13 protein-coding genes and 1 tRNA gene are annotated in these 15591 nt (G+C 43.9%); 8 read left to right on the plus strand and 6 right to left on the minus strand.

Going from position 1 to position 15591, the window contains the following annotated elements; all coding sequences use genetic code 11:
• Positions 1 to 99 precede the first annotated feature (99 nt).
• The 4 genes from ACILP5_RS07450 to ACILP5_RS07465 all read left to right on the plus strand — a co-directional run bounded on the left by ACILP5_RS07450 (position 100) and on the right by ACILP5_RS07465 (position 4382).
• Positions 100 to 2925 carry a gliding motility-associated C-terminal domain-containing protein gene (locus ACILP5_RS07450; RefSeq protein ID WP_395618030.1) on the plus strand — a complete coding sequence of 942 codons (2826 nt, stop codon included), beginning with the start codon at positions 100 to 102 and terminating at the stop codon, positions 2923 to 2925.
• Position 2926: 1 nt separating this feature from the next.
• Entirely contained in the window at positions 2927 to 3262 is a 336-nt protein-coding gene (locus ACILP5_RS07455; RefSeq protein WP_395618031.1) for a thiol-disulfide oxidoreductase DCC family protein, read from the plus strand.
• Positions 3263 to 3307: 45 nt separating this feature from the next.
• Positions 3308 to 4189, plus strand: coding sequence for an ACP S-malonyltransferase (gene fabD / locus ACILP5_RS07460; protein WP_395618032.1), 882 nt, complete (start codon positions 3308 to 3310; stop codon positions 4187 to 4189).
• A 122-nt stretch (positions 4190 to 4311) separates the two neighbouring features.
• Positions 4312 to 4382 (plus strand) — tRNA-Gln (locus tag ACILP5_RS07465).
• 42 nt (positions 4383 to 4424) lie between these two features.
• Here the strand turns inward: ACILP5_RS07465 and ACILP5_RS07470 are convergent.
• Genes ACILP5_RS07470 through ACILP5_RS07485 form a run of 4 tightly spaced genes read right to left on the minus strand, consistent with a single transcriptional unit; the run spans position 4425 to position 8298 of the window.
• Positions 4425 to 5348, minus strand: coding sequence for a sugar phosphate isomerase/epimerase family protein (locus tag ACILP5_RS07470; protein WP_395618033.1), 924 nt, complete (start codon positions 5346 to 5348; stop codon positions 4425 to 4427).
• On the minus strand, positions 5335 to 6114 hold the full coding sequence (locus ACILP5_RS07475) for a TonB-dependent receptor plug domain-containing protein (protein ID WP_395618034.1): 780 nt from the start codon (positions 6112 to 6114) through the stop codon (positions 5335 to 5337). The genes ACILP5_RS07470 and ACILP5_RS07475 overlap by 14 nt, the downstream gene beginning before the upstream one ends.
• Positions 6111 to 7367, minus strand: a complete 1257-nt coding sequence (locus ACILP5_RS07480; protein ID WP_395618035.1) for an AGE family epimerase/isomerase — start codon at positions 7365 to 7367, stop codon at positions 6111 to 6113. The genes ACILP5_RS07475 and ACILP5_RS07480 overlap by 4 nt, the downstream gene beginning before the upstream one ends.
• Positions 7348 to 8298, minus strand: a complete 951-nt coding sequence (locus ACILP5_RS07485; protein WP_395618036.1) for a bifunctional heptose 7-phosphate kinase/heptose 1-phosphate adenyltransferase — start codon at positions 8296 to 8298, stop codon at positions 7348 to 7350. Before ACILP5_RS07485 ends, ACILP5_RS07480 begins: the two co-directional genes overlap by 20 nt.
• 87 nt (positions 8299 to 8385) lie before the next feature.
• Here ACILP5_RS07485 and glmM point away from each other — a divergent pair, with 87 nt between their 5' ends.
• Positions 8386 to 9774, plus strand: a complete 1389-nt coding sequence (gene glmM / locus ACILP5_RS07490) for a phosphoglucosamine mutase (RefSeq protein WP_395618037.1) — start codon at positions 8386 to 8388, stop codon at positions 9772 to 9774.
• Entirely contained in the window at positions 9775 to 10917 is a 1143-nt protein-coding gene (locus ACILP5_RS07495; RefSeq protein ID WP_395618038.1) for a cysteine desulfurase family protein, read from the plus strand. It abuts the gene before it with no gap.
• On the opposite strand, the gene proS is transcribed toward ACILP5_RS07495, so the two are convergent.
• The gene (proS, locus tag ACILP5_RS07500) at positions 10914 to 12386 is read right to left on the minus strand and encodes a proline--tRNA ligase (protein ID WP_395618039.1); all 1473 of its coding nucleotides are present in this window, start codon (positions 12384 to 12386) and stop codon (positions 10914 to 10916) included. The genes ACILP5_RS07495 and proS overlap by 4 nt on opposite strands.
• Positions 12387 to 12504: 118 nt before the next feature.
• On the opposite strand from proS, the gene ACILP5_RS07505 reads away from it, so the two are divergent.
• Both ACILP5_RS07505 and ACILP5_RS07510 read left to right on the plus strand, forming a co-directional pair.
• Entirely contained in the window at positions 12505 to 13509 is a 1005-nt protein-coding gene (locus tag ACILP5_RS07505; protein ID WP_395618040.1) for a hypothetical protein, read from the plus strand.
• Between the two features lie 9 nt (positions 13510 to 13518).
• Positions 13519 to 15072 (plus strand): hypothetical protein, encoded by a 1554-nt coding sequence (locus ACILP5_RS07510; protein WP_395618041.1) that lies wholly within the window; start codon positions 13519 to 13521, stop codon positions 15070 to 15072.
• Here ACILP5_RS07510 and ACILP5_RS07515 read toward each other — a convergent pair.
• Positions 15069 to 15587: a shikimate kinase gene (locus ACILP5_RS07515; RefSeq protein WP_395618042.1), complete on the minus strand. Its 519-nt coding sequence runs from the start codon at positions 15585 to 15587 to the stop codon at positions 15069 to 15071. The two genes, ACILP5_RS07510 and ACILP5_RS07515, sit on opposite strands and share 4 nt — an antisense overlap.
• Between the last annotated feature and the right edge of the window lie 4 nt (positions 15588 to 15591).

Genomic DNA, 15591 nt, shown 5'->3' on the forward strand with positions numbered 1-15591 from the left:
AATCGAAACGCCGCTCTATCAAATTTAAAACGTAAAAAATCCGTTTTTTTTGAAAAAAACGATTTGCCTGCTTAACTTACAGCTAATCAAAAATGTTTTATGTTTCTGAAAAAGACAAGTCTCTATTTTCTGTTCCTGTGTATGTTGAGCTTTGCTTCTCACGCAACTCATTTAAAAGGAGGCGAGATATCCGTTAAGCGAATTTCGGAAAGAACGTTAACTTTCGAATTTACGCTGACCACCTACACAGAAAATAACCGAGCAAACCAGGAGCAAAACGAAGTTAAATTTTGCTTCGGTGATGGTTCCACCACCTTAGTGGCTAAGCGTTCAAACGGATTCCCACTTAATCTGGGTAATGGTACATTAAAAAATGTATATAAAGTTCAATATACTTATCCTGCGGCATCCCTATTCTATAAAGTATCTGTAGCAGTTCCTAATCGAAACGAAGGCGTTCTAAACATAACACGTTCAGTGGAAGTGCCCTTTTATGTGGAGACTATTTTCTCCATCAATGCCGGTTTAGGATTAAATTCTACCCCTATCTTATTGAATCCAGCGGTCGATTTGACCGCGATTGTAGGTCAACCCTTTATTCATAATGCAAATGCGGTAGATGCAGAAGGAGACTCTTTAGCTTATCGTTTATCCGTTTCCAGAACAGGAACAGAGGCTACTTGTGATCCAGCAAGCCGTGGGTTGATGGCTCCTAATTTCAGGCAACCTAACGAGGTGGCCGGTACGGTACCTTCTACTTTTTTGATCGATTCAAAATCAGGCGATCTAAAATGGAATTCACCTCAGCAAGTAGGCTTATATAATTGTGCCTTTATCATTGAGGAGTGGCGTAATGGAGTAAAGATTTCTGAGACGGTGCGTGATATGCAGATCGAAGTGAAAGATTTAGATAACAAAGGACCTAAAATAACCATTCCTGCAGACGTGTGCGTTCAGGCGGGGACTCGGATTTCTCAGACGGTTACAGCCATCGATCAGGCATCCAAGACGGGTAGGGTAGACCCCTTAACGATTACCAGTACAGGTAATGTATATCCGATTGATACAGTTTATGCGGTTGATCCACCTTTTGCCACTTTTGTGAGTACCCCTAGACAGACCTTGATTCAGGCGGTGGGGACTTTTAATTGGCAAACAGATTGTATTCACATCCGGAAGGAGGCATATGATGTTCTATTCAAGGTTGAAGATTTGCCACCTATGTCAGTAGGTTTAGGAGGGTATTTAGTGGATAGCAAGTTGTGGAAAATTCAGGTGCAGGCTCCTGCCATAAAGAATTTAAGGACTACGATTCCTGTTCCTGCTACCGGTATCAGGTTAACATGGGATCCCTATACCTGCGCTTTACCTTCAGCAAAAATTCGCGTTTTCAGGAAGGTAGGAGACTGTTTCCAAGTAGTTCAAAAATCGTGTGAGACGGGAATGACGGCAACAGGATTTGTTGAAATTGGTACCTTGACTTCTACAGCGACCTCTTTTGTCGATCTTTCGGTCGCTAAAAACATCAATTATAATTATATCTTATTGGTTTCATTTATTGATTCCAAAGGGAATCTAGCTTACAGCCCGCTCTCTAATTCTTCCTGTAATTTGATTTTAACAGCTTCGTCAATTATGACCAATGTGTCTGTTAAAAAAACAAATAAAACAACTGGAGAGATCGAGGTGAAATGGACAAAGCCTCTTAAATTTAATCCATCGCTTTATCCTAGCCCTTATTTTTATCAGATTCAGCGAGCAGAGGGCACCGCGATTTTGGACTATAAATCCATTGGATCATTAATTCCAGCGAGTATTTCTACCGCTGTCAATGATACCACCTTCACGGATACGGGATTAAATACAGAAGAAAAATCGTACCGATACCGCACGTTGTTTTATTATACCGTAGATGGGAAACAAGTATTAATGGACCCTCCATCGGGGGCTACGAATGTGGCATTAGTGGCCAATTCAGGCATTAATTCCGTGAAATTAAGTTGGTCTGCTTCTGTTCCATGGTCGAATGAAAATAGGATACACCGGGTTTACAGAGAATACCCCCGCGGATCTGGTAAGTTTAATCAAATAGCAAATGTGCCAGTAGGTGAATCGGGATCCTTTAAATTCACGGATTTGGGACAAGACACGTTCGCTGGAGATGGGACATTTAATTACACCATGAAGGTGGATTCCTCTTATTGCTATTATGTGGAGACCTTGGGAAGTTATGGAACTGGTTTGCCAGTCATGCAATTAATTAATGCCTCCCAAATCACCTGTGCTAAATCTTTGTCAGATATTTCACCTTGTCCTCCTAAACTTGTTTTGAACGCGGTGGATTGTGCTGCTTTGGATGCCAAAGCAGATTGTGAATTCTCTAGTTTTACGAACCAACTGACTTGGACTCCTACCGTATCTGGAATTTGTGATCCAGATATCGTCAGTTATAAGCTCTATTATGCGAAAGATCCTACTTCTGCTTATTCCGTCTTGTATACGGGGTCTAATACTAATTTTGCCCATGTAATGGAGAGTAGTTTCCGTGGTTGTTATTATGTTACCGCGATTAGTGGCCTAGGTAAGGAGAGTGGTCCCAGTGCTAAACTATGTGTAGATAATTGTGCATCATTCGATTTACCTAACATATTTAGTCCGAATGGAGATGGTTTGAACGATACCTTCAGACCAATGCGATGCCCGCGCTTTGTTACACAAGTAGTCGCGACGATCGTTGATCGGAACGGACAATGGGTGTATAAATATGCTGGACCATTGGAAGGTTTTGGCTGGAATGGTACAGGTGCTAATGGTAATCAAATGGCTGCTTCTACCTATTTTTACTCGGTAGACGTCATTTTTGATGTTCTAGATACAGATAAACAAACCAAAAGCTTGAAAGGGTGGGTCGAACTAGTTCGCTAAGATGGACGGAATCGTATTAATTGATGGCAATTGCCGCTTTTGTCGCTTCGCCTCTAAGCTCTTAAAGCGCATGGTGTTAGGTGACTTACAGATTATACCAGAGACTTCCTTTAAAGAGTTTACACTTCCTGATATCGATAGTATTAAGTGGGTGGTAGGTAACGACGTTTATGTGAAGTCGGATGCCATCTCTCGCATTTTAGCTAATTCGCATTGGTATTTTCAGCCTATTCGTGTCGTGTTTATATTGCCTTCTTTTATACTAGACAAAGGCTACGATTGGGTGGCAAAGAATCGATTATTTTGGGGTAAATCGGTGGACGATTGTGCCATTTAGGGCTTTTGGCCTATCTTTGTGAACATTTAATCAAAAATTATTCAAATGAAAGCATATATTTTCCCAGGTCAGGGTTCTCAGTTTCCGGGTATGGCAAAGGATTTGTACACGAATTTTCCTTTAGCAAAGCAAATCATCGATGAGGCAGATGCCATCTTAGGTTTCTCGCTGTCTTCTGTGATGTTTGATGGAACGGACGAGGAATTAAAGCAAACGAAAGTGACGCAGCCTGCAATCTATTTGCATTCAATTTTGATCCCCAAATTAGGTAAAGACTTCGCTCCCTCTATGGTCGCAGGTCACTCGTTAGGCGAATTCTCTGCGCTAGTTTCAGCGGGAGGCTTGAGCTGGCAAGATGGATTAAGACTAGTGTACCAAAGAGCCCTCGCCATGCAAAAGGCCTGCGAAATCGAACCAAGCACCATGGCAGCCGTTTTAGGCCTTCCTGACGCAACAATCGAAGATATCTGCAAAGCTTACGGTCCATCCGTAGTGGCAGCGAACTTTAACTGCCCGGGTCAAGTCGTGATCTCCGGTTCAGTAGAAGGAATTGAGGCAGTAGGAGTCCAATTAAAAGAAGCAGGAGCGAAGCGTGTATTGCCACTTCCAGTAGGCGGTGCTTTCCACTCACCCTACATGGAGCCAGCACGCGTAGAGTTAGCAGCAGCCATCGAGGCAACCGAAATAGTTCGCCCTATTTGCCCTATTTTCCAAAACGTCAACGCCAAACCATCCCAAGACCCAGCCGAAATCAAAGCGAATTTGATCTCCCAATTAACGGGTGCCGTTCGTTGGACACAGTCCGTGGAGGCAATGGTCGCAGCAGGCGCATCTGAATTTATCGAATGTGGCCCTGGCAAGGTATTACAAGGCTTAGTTCGCAAGATTCATGCAGAGGCTATCGTTTCTTCGATGGAGTTGGAATAATCGAATTTGATGCGCTGATTTTGAGCGCTTAAGCTTTAAACGATGGAAATTATTCAATTATTTTTCCGGTAACGTTTGATAAATTGGGTGCAAGCCCTTACTTTTGCATCACATTATGGAATTGACCTATGGTGTAATGGTAACACACCAGTTTTTGGTTCTGGTTTTCTAGGTTCGAGTCCTGGTAGGTCAACAGAAATTTGAAGGGGCTCATCGCAAGATGAGCTCCTTTTGTTTACACCACCCCCTTCAACTTCTCCAGCCCCGTTTTTGCCACCTTCAGTGGATCCTGAGCCCAAAGTTCCTTGTTAAATAATTCGAGTGAAAGGATAACTGGTTTTTCAGATGGTTTTAAGCGTTTGATGATTTCTTTGATCGGTGCTTCGCCGTCGCCCGCGTAGATGCGATCTCCGTCAGTGATAGAGGTCGGTTTAATGGAGGTGACGTAGTCATTTACGTGGAAGACGTCGATCGAGTTTTCGCCTACCAGGTGGAGGCAGTCAATGGAGGATTCGCCTTTATATAGATGGAATACGTCTAATAATAGTTTTGCGTTGGGTTGGCCTGCTTCGGCGGCGACGAATAGGACGTCAGCCACGCGGTTTAGGTTTTTTGAGTGTCCCCACATTTCGAGCTGGGGTGTGACGCCGGTGCTGACACCGATGTCAAGGATGGCACGGTAGCGTTCGGCGGCGCGGCGAAGGTTGAGGCCCGCTTCTTTTGTGGCGCCCATGGGTGGAGCGGCGGTCCGGAAGCAGCCTAATTCAGCTAGCATGCCCATTTCGCGTTTCATTTGTTCTAAACCTTGTTTACGTGTCGCCTCGTCATCGACGATCCATTGGGCGAAACCAATGGCATTTTGGATTTTAATGCCTAGGTCATCGATGCGCTTCTTGACCTCAGATAGTTTCCCACCTGATTTCAGATAGGCTTCTAAGGTAGGAACCCAAATCTCACAGTGCTGATAGCCAGCTGCAGAGGCGACTTCGAGTTCTTTGATGAGCCCTAACTTTTGGCCCATAATCGTACTCATATTCAACGAAAATTCGAATTTTTGTACTTTAGCTGTAGGAGTTGCGGAGGCTGAAAAGGGTAATAAAGCTGCTCCGGCAGCGGTTCCAGAGGCGAATAGTAATTCGCGGCGACTAATTTTTGGCATAAGATTTAGCAGATAGAATCGATTTCAAGGTGTTAAGGTCACCAGATTTTTTTAATTGTTTGTAGGCATCTGCCCAGGTCCACAAAATAAGTGGAATTTCTTGTTCACCTAAATCGATGCTTGAGGTCACATTGGGTCCCTTTTTAGTCTTGATCACTATAACCCCATTGGCCCCTCTGACACCATAGATAGCGGTTTGTGACGGATCCTTCAGGACGTTAACGCTCTCGATGTCGTTTGGATTAATGGAATTAATGTTTCCTGTTAAAGGAACATCATCCACAATATAAAGGGGGCCATTCGCATTAATAGAGCCTATTCCGCGTATTCTAACCATGGTCCCGCCGCCTGGAGAATTATCACTGCTGACGGTAACGCCGGCCGCCTGGCCTTGAATTTTTTGATTCACCGAAGCCGCGTTAACTTGACTGAGGCGATCTGCGGTGATGGTATTTAGTTCCTTATTGGGAGAAGTTTTCGTTAATCGCATCGGATGAATTTGAAGACTAATCCCAGCATGGCCTTTCTGATCCTTGCCAGTTACGAGCTCTATGTGATCGATAGAGCCGAGTGGAACGATAGATGTTTCTCGAAACTCTTCTTGAGTGGCTGTTGCAGGCTCATAAAGCTGAACGAAAAGCGTGTCGTTTCGAAGGGTGAATTGTTGCTTCGGGTTCTCAAAATGTTTTTTGAGGAGGTCAAAAAAGGTGTTTTTTTGGCCAAATACGACAAACGGAAATACGAGTAGAATTAATAGCTTTTTCATAGGTTGATTTCGCCTAGCTTCTCATAGGAGAGAATCATCGAACGAACATTATGGTAATTAATTTTCCAGTTGTGAGCCATGTGGCGCCAAATCGGTTCCCCTTCGCGGGTCATCAACGGCCACCATTCTCCAGTATTGCGGTTAATCATCTTATCGAACACGAATCGATGTACTTGTTCGTAAGCCTTCAGGAATTTCTCATCTTTTGTTAAAAGATAAGCATCTAACATGCCGATAAGCATTTCTGCTTGCTGCCAAAACTCCTTCTCTAAATCCGTAGGCCCACCACTATGGGATCCTTCTACAAACACACCGCCATGCTCCCAGTCAATGCCATTTTCCATGGAATGGTAGAAGGCTTTCTTAATATTCGCCACATACGGTGCTGTATCAATCTTACCCACCTTCAGCGCGTGCATTAATAACCAGCCAAATTCCGAGTTATGACCATAGGAGGTATTATCGACGGCTGAGGCTTTTTGGCCTCCATCCTGAAAACGATCCCAGCCCCACACGATATCAAATTTAATCTGTGGCGCCACGCTCCAATCCGCCCAAAACTGCGGAATCCCCGTTCCTGTCGCCGGATCCATGATTTTTTGAATCAAAATATCAATCGATTCCTTCAGCTTTCTGCGGTGTATTTCTTTACCACTCGCCTCATACAGTGTCGTGAATGCCTCCATCAGGTGCATGTGCACATCCAAGGTCTTGCGATCTCCACCCGGAGCACCTGGTCCCATCAGCGACCAATCTTCCGCGAAGAACTCCCAATATCCTCCATAATTAGTATCCACTGCATACTTTTGGAGTAAATCAAAGACTTTCTCCGCATATTCTAATCCCACAGGATCCCCCGTGGCCAAGGTATACTCGCTCAAGGAGTAAATGGCAAAACTATGCCCATAACCAATCTTCTGCTTATTCGTCGCTTCTCCAGCCCGGTTCACCATCCAATAGAAACCACCGTGCTCGGCATCCCACATTTTGTCCAGTAAAAACCGAACCCCATGGGCCGCCATTTCCTTCATCACCTCCCCACCAAAACCATGCCTATACGCTTGTGCATACGTAAACACGGAACGTGTCATGGCGATCAATGATTTTTCATCATCACCCGCATCCTCCCCAAACTCATTAAAATGGGTAATAAATCCTCCTTTTTCCCGATCTACGGTCCGCTGAATCCAGAAGGGCAACAGCGCCCCTTCCGTATATTCCTTGATTTCTGATCTAAGCGATTGAATGTCCATCCTGTAATTGTCTTATGGCTTCCGGACTCGCTGAGCCGGTCACGCCTAGTTGATGAATTGTTATATGTACGGCCAAAGAGGCAAACTCACATGCCTCTTCCACCGAGGCCCCTGCCGCTCTCGCCGCCGAAAATCCCGCCACCACCATGTCGCCAGCACCCACTGTATCGATGGGTCCCTTAACCGGAAAGGCAGGTTGGTGATGGTACTCTTGCTCGCTGGCATAAACCATTCCTTTTTCCCCTAAGGTGACCAAGACAGGTTGTTTTCTGTTTGTGGCCCAGGCCTGAATATGTTCTTTAGTAGCCGGTTTTGAATGAATCTTTGTGAACTCGGCCTCGTTAACTTTTAAAGGTATATGTTTTGCATAACTGCCTAATGAACGCAGGTCTGCTATTGCGTTTGTTTTTTGGACTTCCTCGATGTGATGGGATTGCAATAAGGGAATACTGAATTGTTCGTTAAAGATGACCCAATCAAAGGATTCTTTTTCAAGCGCCTCGATTAACTCGTTTGTATGATCCTGAAAATTCATGGACCTTGTCCCAAAATCAATCCGATTTTGCTCCACTATTCCGCTCATCGGTTTCGAATAGGTAGGGGTGTCGATGGCGATTCCCTTTATGTTCGTGGCATCGATTCCCAGGGACTGCATTTGATGTGCCATCTCTCGTCCGAAGAGGTCATTTCCTCGCACCCCAAAGGCTGAAACTTGTACGCCTAAAACGGCTAGATTCTTTGCTACATTGCCCGCACCGCCTAAATAAGCACGCGGATTAGAGGCGAGATGAACTTCTTTAGCGGTTTCAATGGAAAATTCGCCAGTGGAGGTTTGAATATCGAAATAGAAGTCCAAAGCAAAATCCCCCATAACCGCTATGCGCAGCTGTTGGATTCTGGCTAACAGGTTCTCCAATCTTTCGGAATTCATGTCTGGTAGGTTTAGCTAAAATTTCATCGAAAAATAGGGATATTTTCTTTAATTTTGATCAACTATTCATTCTAATTCTTATTTGCTTTGGCACTAATTAAATCAATCTCTGGCATACGTGGTACCATCGGTGGAAAACCCGGTGAAGGTTTAAGTCCTTTGGACGTGGTTACCTTCGCAGCGGCTTATGGCACCTGGTTAAAGAAAAAAGGATATCCATCAAATTCTATCGTGTTAGGTCGCGATGCGCGAATCTCCGGTGAAATGGTCAGTTCCTTAGTGGCGAATACCTTAATCGGATTGGGTTGGGATGTAGTAGATATCGGTCTTTCGACGACCCCAACGGTTGAATTAGCCGTGCCTTGGACGAAAGCAGCCGGTGGAATTATCATCACCGCTAGCCACAATCCAGCGCAATGGAATGCCTTGAAATTATTGAATGACAGCGGAGAATTCATCTCCGATCAGGATGGAAAAGACTTATTAACGATCGCGGAAAATCAAGATTTTGATTTCGCAGATGTGATGAAGTTAGGTCAATTAACCCAATACGATAGCTTTTTACAGCAACATGTGGATCATGTGTTAGGCTTAAGCTGGGTAAATAAATCAGTGATAGAGAAAGCGAACTTCCGTGTCCTAGTGGATGCAGTGAATTCAACAGGTGGAATCGTAGTTCCTATGTTGTTGAAGGCTTTGGGCGTTCAGCACGTGGACGTGATTTTTGGGGAGGCGACGGGGCGTTTTGGCCACAATCCGGAACCACTTCCGGAGAACTTAACGGAGATGATCTCGAAAATGAAAGGTGGTAACTACGATTTAGGTATCGTGGTGGATCCGGATGTGGATCGCCTTTGCTTTATTTCAGAAGATGGAACGCCTTTTGGCGAAGAATATACCTTAGTGGCGGTGGCTGATTATGTGCTTTCTGTGAAGCCTGGCAATACCGTTTCCAATCTTTCTTCTACGCGTGCTTTAGCGGATGTGACGCGCAAAGCTGGCGGAGAGTATTTTGCGGCTGCGGTAGGAGAGGTGAATGTGGTGACCCAAATGAAAGCGGTGAACGCAATCATCGGTGGTGAAGGAAACGGAGGCGTGATCTTCCCAGAGTCGCATTACGGACGTGATTCTCTAGTGGGAATCGGATTGTTCTTGACGCATTTGGCAAACAAAGGCATCAAAGCATCGGAATTACGAGCGAGCTATCCGGCTTATGTGATTTCGAAAAACAAAATTGAATTATCTGCCGACCTAAACGTTGATTTAATTCTAGCAACGGTCGCTGAAAAATACAAGAATGAAAAGGTGAACACGATTGATGGCGTGAAAATTGACTTCCCAGATCGTTGGGTTCATTTGCGCAAATCGAACACGGAACCGATTATTCGAATTTATGCGGAGGCTTCTACGGAGGCGGAAGCAGATACACTTGCACAACAAATTATAGACGTGATCAAAGAGATCGCGAAAGCGTAGATGTCAGATAAAACTCCCATATACCTAGATAACGCGGCGACCACTCCGGTGGATCCGGCTGTTTGGGCTGAGATGCAACCTTATTTCGAGCATTTTACCGCGAATCCGTCATCGATTCACTCCCACGGGCGTCAAGCAAAAGTGGCGGTAGAAAAGGCCCGAAAGACGATCGCGACTTTATTAAATGCGTCGCCTTCGGAGATTCTATTTACTTCAGGCGGAACGGAAGCAGATAATACGGTCTTGCAATCGGCCGTTTTACACGGTGGATGCAAGGTGATTATCACTTCTCCAGTTGAACACCATGCGGTATTACATACGGCGGAGGCTTGGGCGAAATTGGGATTAGCAGAATTGAAATTAGTCCGCGTAAATCCAGATGGATCGATCGATTTAGGCCATTTGGAAGAATTATTGTCTTCTTCAGAGAAGGCGATTGTCAGTCTAATGCACGGCAATAATGAGATCGGTAATTTATTGGATTTACACGCGGTGGGAGACCTTTGCGAGCAATATGGTGCCTTATTTCATTCGGATACAGTCCAAACTATGGGTCACTACAAGCACGACGCCTCAGCCTTGAAAGTCCATTTCATGGTGGGAGCAGCGCATAAATTCCACGGTCCTAAAGGCATCGGTTTCTTGTATGCCAAAGCGGGAACGATGTTCAGTCCATTAATGCACGGCGGAGCGCAAGAGCGTAACCAGCGCGGAGGCACCGAGAATGTATATGGAATGGTAGGTGTTGCCAAAGCCTTAGAATTAGCCTACTCCGCCATGGATGAGCATGCATCCTACATCAAAGGCTTGAAAGCCTATTTCATCGAAGGTTTACAAAAGCAATTTCCAGGCATTTCCTTCAATGGAGCCTCTGGGGACGTAGAAAATAGCTTATATACGGTATTGAACGTACGCTTTCCATCAGTGGCAGACGGAGATATGCTTTTATTTCAACTAGATATAGAGAAGATTTCCGCTTCAGGCGGCAGCGCTTGTTCGAGCGGTACCTCAGTGGGATCACACGTATTAACAGCCTTGAATCCGACAGCAACGGGTGCTGCCGTTCGTTTCTCCTTTAGCAAAAATAATACCCGAGCGGAGATCGATCGGGTATTAGAAGTGTTGAAAAAAATCGTGGCCTAGTAGGCGCGAGCAAAGATTACTCGGCGGCTGGAAGGTGCTCCTGTTAGGATGCATTTTCCAGCTTCTTCTTTTGCATCTAGTGGGATACAACGAATCGTTGCCTTCGTTAATTCTTTAATTTTCTCTTCTGTTTCAGATGAACCATCCCAGTGCGCAGAAAGGAATCCACCCTCTTCGATTTTCGAGGTAAACTCATTCCAGCTATTCACTTCGAAGGTATTCGCAGCTCTGAAATCGAAGGCTTTTTGATAGATATTGCGTTGGATGTCTTCCAAAGTATCCACAATCACGTCTTCAATTCCCTCGAATGGCATACTCGTCTTCTCTCTCGTATCACGACGCGCTAATTCGATCGTGCCATTTTCCATATCGCGGTTTCCAATCGCTAAACGAACCGGAACTCCTTTTAATTCGTATTCTGCGAATTTAAATCCTGGGCTTTGGTTCTCTGCGAAGTCAAACTTCACGGAAACCCCACGAGACTTTAACGCTTTCACTAATGGATTAATACGCGCTTTGATATTTTCTAATTGCTCTTCTCCTTTGTAGATAGGTACGATAACGACCTGAATAGGAGCTAATTTTGGAGGCAATACTAAACCTTGGTCATCCGAGTGCGCCATAATCAAAGCACCCATTAAACGCGTGGAAACACCCCAGGAGGTTCCCCAAACGTAATCCAATTGGTTTTCCTTGTTGACGAATTTCACATCGAATGCTTTAGCGAAGTTTTGACCTAAAAAGTGTGATGTTCCCGCCTGAAGTGCCTTCCCATCTTGCATTAACGCCTCGATACAATAGGTTTCATCCGCTCCCGCAAAACGCTCATTCGCCGTTTTAATTCCTTTCAACACGGGCATTGCCATAAAGGTCTCTGCAAATTCCGCATAGACTTCTAACATTTGCTCGGTCTCTTCGATCGCCTCCTGTTTTGTGGCATGTGCCGTGTGGCCTTCTTGCCACAAGAATTCAGCTGTTCGTAAGAATAAGCGGGTACGCATCTCCCATCGAACCACGTTTGCCCACTGATTTATCAATAGAGGCAAATCACGGTAGGATTGAATCCAGTTTTTATAAGAGGACCAAATCACCGTTTCCGACGTCGGTCTCACAATTAATTCTTCTTCTAATTTCGCGTCTGGATCGACGATGACTCCGCCGCCATTCGGATCATTTTTTAGACGGTAGTGCGTTACGACTGCACATTCTTTGGCAAAACCCTCCACGTGTGAGGCCTCCTTCGAAAGAAAAGACTTAGGGATAAAAAGGGGAAAATAGGCGTTCGTGTGGCCTGTTTCCTTAAACATATCATCTAATGCGCGCTGCATTTTCTCCCAAATGGAATAGCCATATGGTTTAATGATCATACAGCCTCTCACTGCTGAATTTTCAGCTAGATCTGCTCTCTTTACTAATTCGTTATACCACTCAGAATAATTTTCTGCGCGACTTGGTAGGGATTTACTCATAAAATATGTTAAAATCGTAATGTAATGTTCGTTTTTTCGTTTACTTTACATTTGAAAAATGGAACGATACAAAGATACGTTTTGTTAGGCTTTTAATTGACATCATCCGCTAAAAACCATGAAAAATCAATCCTTTGCCTATTTAATGCTTGCAGGATTTGGAATCCTTTCAAGCTGTGTGAATGTGACGAACAATTCATACGCGACTGATGATTTATACGATGAGTCGAATCGCAGCGTTCAGGTGGCTAAAGTTCAGGCCGCTAAAGCCGCTAAAGATAAGAAATACCTTGATTTTCAAGATTTAGAAGAGTCGGAAGTAGAAGCCGAAATTATCGAAGAAGAGGAAGGTTTAGCGCAACAATCTTTTACCCGCGTTAATCCTAATTTATATCAATCTGCTTACCAGCAAGGATTTAGCGATGGATTGTTTAATAGCCCTTATTTAGGATATGGCTATCGTTATACCCCATTTAACTATTGGAATCCGGGTTTCTCTACTTTTGGTAGACCGTTCAGGACATTGAATATCGGGATTGGTGTAGGTGTCGGTTTTGGATTCTCGCCGTTTAATCCTTACTCTTTCTACAGTCCATTTAACGATCCTTTTAATCCGTTTTTTGATCCATTCTATGGTTCATTTTACAGTCCTTTTGGATTCAATAATTTCGGGTTTAATCGTTTTGGGTTTAATAATTTCTACAGTTTTAATAATTTTTATGGTCTTGGAGGATTTAATTCAGGTTTTGGTGGTCAACAAAGTATGACTAACGATACACGTGAAAGAAGGAACTTTGGACCGCGCGAGGATCGATCAACGAACCGTGGTTCAGGTGCCAATTATTCCAATTCACCTCGTGGTGGGAATAATTACTACAATACGGAAGGAAATAATTTGCCACGTGTGAATACGCAACCGGCAAGTCAATCTTCAGGTTCTAGTTCTCAGCCGGCTTACGTAGCTCCTCGCCGTAATTCGAATTACGAATATAAGGCAGCGCCTGTTGACGGAGGCCAAAGAACTAACTCTTATTCCACTCCTTCTTACAGTAGTCCTAGCTCTAGCGGAGGGTACAGCGGCGGCGGTGGCGGCGGAGGTGGTTCTAGTCGCGGTCCTCGTTAATTTACGATCATGAAAAAAGCTCTTTTTTTACTTTTCAGCGTGTTTACGTTGAGCGAGGCTGTGGCCCAAATCTATACCTACCCTGGTTTAGCTAAGCAATTTTCCACTATTTATTCATCTGGAACTGCTCGAATTCAGGCATTAGGTGGCGCAAATAGCGCTTTAGGTGCTGATTTAAGTGCTATTTCAGGAAATCCAGCTGGGTTGGGTTTTTATACCCGTTCTGAGGTGAATATGAGTCTAGCTTTTACGGGTGTTCAAACGAAATCAACCTATTTGTCATCCTCGGATCAAGCATCTGAAAGTCAGTTGCAAGTGCCTACCCTAGGGATGGTGATTTCAAGTAATACACTCAGTGGTAGTGATTGGCATGGGTCGTTTGGTTTCGGCTATTCTCGACAAGCCATTTTTATTCAGCCAATTCAAGTTTCTGGAACTAATAACCGTAGTTCATTACTCGATAATTTCATTGAAAAGGCAAATGATAAAGATGCAACAGGCGCTAGCTTAGATGAAGAATATGATACTAGCTCAGGAACAGCATCTTCTGCAGAGGCCTTAGCCTATCAAACCTTTTTAATCAATCCGAATTTTAGAACGGGTGGAGCTCCATTTGAACGTTTTCAGCCATTATTACCCACCTATCAACAAGGCTTTGCTTCCAATTCTGGTGCATTAACCTCTTGGGATTTTGCCTACGGCGCTTCTTATCGTGATAAATTTTACTTAGGTGCTGCCTTACATTTTTCCAAAATAACCGCTAGTTCAACCACTAATTGGGAAGAAGAATACATCGGAGCAAAACAGGTAGCTGGATTTCAATTCGATGAGACATTACAAACAAATGGGTCAGGAATTGCCCTTAGTTTAGGGGGTATTTATAAGTTAAATTCCTCACTAAGGCTTTCGTTTGCCTTACGAACACCCACCTATTATGATCAAATGAACGAGACCTTTAATGCGCGATTAAATCCGGATGTTATCGGAATTCCAAGCACAGGGTCTACTGGAAACCCTATTACAATTACAAAAGTGAATCCGATCCGTTTAACGACTAATGAATTTACCTATCAATTCTTAAGTCCGTTACGGGTTTCAGGAGGCTTCGCTTATTTCTTCTCTAAAAGAGGTTTTCTGACTGCTGACCTGGAATACGTAGGTTATGGTGGAATGAAAGTGTATTCGGCTGAATTAGGAGGCTCTGCTAATCAGTCATTTCAGACAAAATACAATGGTCAAATCTCCCGCAATTATGAGGGTGCATTGAATGTGAAAGTAGGTACTGAAATTCGAGTTTTACCTATGTTGAGTATCCGAGGTGGTGCTGCTATGCTTGGAGGTGGTTATGCTCCTACGTATGATACCATTAATCGCAATGCTTTTCAATTCTCTGGAGGAATTGGATACCGAAATTCTACTTTCTATTTAGATTTAACGGCCATTCAAAGAACACAGAAAGATGCCTATACGCCGTATACATTGAAGAATGTAGAAGATTATAGCTCTGCCACCTTGAACCTAAGCTCTACTCAAATCATGCTTGGAGGTGGGATTTATTTCTAGACCGGTAAGTATTGGTCTAAAAGCCAAAGCAATTGACTCACCGTAATTTCTCCATCTACCTGGATATCAGCTTGCTGGTAAAATGAAAGACGCTCCTCGAAGGTTTTTTTGATGGAGGCGATGACGACTTCTTCGCTTTGGGACTTATCTAATAAAGGACGATTATTTCCTTGCGCTTTGTACAAACGCGTAGCTAAATCAGTCACATCTACATTTAGGAAAACACTGACCCCATTCGTCTTAATGAAATCCATATTGTCATTAAAGCAGGGAACTCCACCACCTGTGGCGATAACCATCGATTGATCCGGTTGAAAACCTCGCAAGGTCTTTTTTTCTATTTCACGAAAATGCGCCTCACCAAAATTCGAGAATATCTCAGATACAGTCTTCTGTTCACGGGTTTCAATTAACTTATCCATGTCCATAAACGAGTAACCGATATTCTTTGCTAATTCTTTTCCTAAGGTACTTTTACCCGAGGAGGGCATTCCCACTAAATAGATATTCTTCATTCGT

This window comes from Aquirufa sp. (assembly GCF_044239315.1).
In the GTDB taxonomy this organism is placed as follows: Bacteria; Bacteroidota; Bacteroidia; order Cytophagales; family Spirosomataceae; genus Aquirufa.

Bases quoted from the DNA above. Each gene is read 5' to 3' on its own strand.
- ACILP5_RS07450 (WP_395618030.1), top strand. From the start codon at position 100: ATGTTTCTGAAAAAGACAAGTCTCTATTTTCTGTTCCTGTGTATGTTG.
- ACILP5_RS07455 (WP_395618031.1), top strand. From the start codon at position 2,927: ATGGACGGAATCGTATTAATTGATGGCAATTGCCGCTTTTGTCGCTTC.
- fabD (WP_395618032.1), top strand. From the start codon at position 3,308: ATGAAAGCATATATTTTCCCAGGTCAGGGTTCTCAGTTTCCGGGTATG.
- ACILP5_RS07470 (WP_395618033.1), bottom strand. From the start codon at position 5,348: ATGCCAAAAATTAGTCGCCGCGAATTACTATTCGCCTCTGGAACCGCT.
- ACILP5_RS07475 (WP_395618034.1), bottom strand. From the start codon at position 6,114: ATGAAAAAGCTATTAATTCTACTCGTATTTCCGTTTGTCGTATTTGGC.
- ACILP5_RS07480 (WP_395618035.1), bottom strand. From the start codon at position 7,367: ATGGACATTCAATCGCTTAGATCAGAAATCAAGGAATATACGGAAGGG.
- ACILP5_RS07485 (WP_395618036.1), bottom strand. From the start codon at position 8,298: ATGAATTCCGAAAGATTGGAGAACCTGTTAGCCAGAATCCAACAGCTG.
- ACILP5_RS07495 (WP_395618038.1), top strand. From the start codon at position 9,775: ATGTCAGATAAAACTCCCATATACCTAGATAACGCGGCGACCACTCCG.
- proS (WP_395618039.1), bottom strand. From the start codon at position 12,386: ATGAGTAAATCCCTACCAAGTCGCGCAGAAAATTATTCTGAGTGGTAT.
- ACILP5_RS07505 (WP_395618040.1), top strand. From the start codon at position 12,505: ATGAAAAATCAATCCTTTGCCTATTTAATGCTTGCAGGATTTGGAATC.
- ACILP5_RS07510 (WP_395618041.1), top strand. From the start codon at position 13,519: ATGAAAAAAGCTCTTTTTTTACTTTTCAGCGTGTTTACGTTGAGCGAG.
- ACILP5_RS07515 (WP_395618042.1), bottom strand. From the start codon at position 15,587: ATGAAGAATATCTATTTAGTGGGAATGCCCTCCTCGGGTAAAAGTACC.